The sequence below is a fragment of the Rhodococcus sp. TAF43 genome, from assembly GCF_052113525.1.
Taxonomy (GTDB): Bacteria; Actinomycetota; Actinomycetes; order Mycobacteriales; family Mycobacteriaceae; genus Prescottella.
Map to the genome: position 1 here is coordinate 1 of NZ_JBFRDL010000123.1, position 1,254 is coordinate 1,254.

Genomic DNA, 1,254 nt, shown 5'->3' on the forward strand with positions numbered 1-1,254 from the left:
TCGTCGCCGAGCAGCTTCATCACCGCCGGCACCAGGAACATGCGGATCAGGGTCGCGTCGATGACGAGCGCCGAGATCATGCCGTACGCGATGTACTTCATCATCACCAGCTCGGAGAATCCGAACGCGCCGGTGACGACGATCAGGATCAGKGCGGCCGCGGTGATGATCCGGCCGGTGTGCGCGGTACCGATCCGGATGGCCTCGGTGGTACTSGCRCCCTGCGATCTGGCCTCGACCATGCGGGAGAGCAGGAACACCTCGTAGTCGATGGACAGGCCGTAGACGATCGCGACGATCAACACCAGCATCGGCGACGTGATCGGTCCGGGCGTGAAGCCCAGCACGCCCGAGCCGTGACCGTCGACGAAGACCCACGTGAGGATGCCGAGCGTCGCGCCGAGACCGAGCGCACTCATCAGCACTGCCTTGATGGGCAGCACGATGGACCCGAACGCCAGGAACATCAACAGCGTGGTCACGATCAGCACGGTCGCCACCATCAGTGGCAGGTTGTCGAGTAGCGCGTTGATGCTGTCCTGCTCGATCGCCGGGGTGCCGCCGACGAGGACGTCCACGCCGTCCGGGATGTCCATCTCCCGCAGATAGTCGATGGTGGGGGCGGAGTCGTTGCGGTCGACCAGACCGGCCTTGAGGACCTGGACGCCGTCCTTCGCCGGTCCGGCGATCGAGAACTTCTCGACCAGGCCGGGCGCCCCGCTCGCGGTCTTGAAGATCTGGCCCACCTGCATGCCATCGGCGCCGGTGATCACCAGTTTCACCGGTTCGGTGCGGTTACCGGGGAACAACTCGTCGAACTGTTCCTGCGCGATCCGCGTCGGATTGTCCGCCGGCAGATACTCCTCGTTGATGCCACCGAACTTGATGCCCGTCAGCGGGACCATCAGCAGCAACAGACCGACCACGATCGGGATCGTCACCTTGAGCGGGTTGCGCATCACCCACCGCGTCAGCCGACCCCAGATGCTGGACTCGATCTCCTCGGTCGACTTGATCTGACCGAAGCGCTTGAGCCCGAACTTGTCGATCCGCCGGCCCAGGATGCTCAGGACCGCCGGCAACACCGTGACCGAGGTGAACGCGGCCAGCAGCACCGTCGCGATCGCACCGTACGCGACGGACTTGAGGAAGCCCTGCGGGAACAGGATCAGACCGCCGAGGCTGACCGCGATCATCGTCGCGGAGAACAGCACGGTGCGGCCCGCGGTCATGACGGTGCGGCGTACCGCGTCC

The 1,254-nt window shown here is 65.3% G+C and carries 1 protein-coding gene; it reads right to left on the reverse strand.

The genetic code is table 11. From position 1 onward, the window contains the following. Nucleotides 1-1,254 (reverse strand): MMPL family transporter (locus tag AB4Z09_RS29090; RefSeq protein WP_442241393.1); only part of this gene is annotated, 1,254 nt, incomplete at both ends.